General features: G+C 50.3%; 1 protein-coding gene. It reads right to left on the reverse strand.

Annotation, left to right across the window (positions count from 1 at the left end):
* The coding region (locus tag FOF46_RS30750; protein WP_208746845.1) for an Ig-like domain-containing protein at positions 1 to 1,639 on the reverse strand (1,639 nt) is incomplete at both ends.

Consider the following 1,639-nt stretch of genomic DNA (forward strand, 5'->3'; position numbering starts at 1 on the left):
TAGTTGTACCGGCGATACATGCTTCTGTTGTTCCGGATAGGGTTCCAGCAACTGGTGGTGCTGTAATAGTTACATCCCTGGTTGCTGTAGCATCAGGACATCCCCCTGTACCACTTACTGTATAGGTCATCGTCACCGTACCTGCTGCAACTCCGGTGATCAGTCCGGTGCTTGAATTAATCGTAGCGATTGCTGTGTTTGCTGAACTCCAGCTTCCACCTGCCTCTGTTGAACTAAAGGTAGTCGTACCGGCAATACAGGCTTCCTGAGTTCCCGATAGGGTTCCAGCAACTGGTGGTGCTGTAATAGTTACATCCCTTGTTGCAGTAGCATCAGGACAACCGCCTGTACCACTGACCGTATAGGTCATGGTCACTGTACCTGCTGCTACTCCGGTAATCAGTCCGGTGCTTGAATTAATCGTTGCTATGCTAATATCGGCTGAACTCCAACTTCCTCCTGCCTCTGTTGAGCTAAAAGTAGTCGTACCGGCAATACAGGCTTCCTGAGTTCCGGATAATGTTCCAGCAACTGGTGGTGCTGTAATGGTCACATCTCTAGTCGCTGTAGCATCAGGACAACCGCCCGTACCACTTATCGTATAGGTCATCGTTACCGTACCTGCTGCTACTCCCGTAATCAGTCCAGTGCTTGCGTTGATGGTTGCGATTGATGTGTTTGCCGAACTCCAACTTCCTCCTGCTTCAGTTGAACTAAAGGTAGTCGTACCGGCAATACAGGCTTCCTGAGTTCCGGATAATGTTCCAGCAACTGGTGGTGCGGTAATAGTTACATCCCTTGTCGCTGTAGCATCAGGACATCCCCCTGTGCCACTTATCGTATAGGTCATGGTCACCGTACCTGCTGCAACTCCCGTAATCAGTCCAGTGCTTGCGTTGATCGTTGCGATTGATGTGTTAGCTGAACTCCAGCTTCCTCCTGCCTCTGTTGAGCTAAAGGTAGTCGTACCGGCAATACATGCTTCCTGAGTTCCGGATAGAGTTCCAGCAACTGGTGCAGCTGTAATAGTTACATCTCTAGTCGCTGTAGCATCAGGACATCCCCCTGTACCACTTATCGTATAGGTCATCGTCACCGTACCCGCTGCAACTCCGGTAATCAGTCCAGTGCTTGCGTTGATCGTTGCGATTGCTGTGTTAGCTGAACTCCAGCTTCCTCCTGCCTCTGTTGAGCTAAAGGTAGTCGTACCAGCAATACAGGCTTCTTGAGTTCCCGATAGAGTTCCTGCTGTAGGTGGTGCGGTAATGGTTACATCCCTTGTCGCTGTAGCATCAGGACATCCCCCTGTGCCACTAACCGTATAGGTCATGGTCACTGTACCGGCTGCAACTCCCGTAATCAGTCCAGTGCTTGCGTTGATCGTTGCGATTGATGTGTTAGCTGAACTCCAGCTTCCTCCAGCCTCTGTTGAACTAAAGGTTGTCGTACCGGCAATACAGGCTTCCTGAGTTCCCGATAGGGTTCCTGCTGTGGGTGGTGCTGTAATAGTTACATCCCTGGTTGCTGTAGCATCAGGACATCCCCCTGTACCACTTACTGTATAGGTCATGGTCACTGTACCGGCTGCAACTCCGGTAATCAGTCCAGTACTTGAATTAATCGTTGCTATGCTAATATC

This window comes from Aquimarina algiphila (assembly GCF_007489275.1).
In the GTDB taxonomy this organism is placed as follows: domain Bacteria; phylum Bacteroidota; class Bacteroidia; order Flavobacteriales; family Flavobacteriaceae; genus Aquimarina; species Aquimarina algiphila.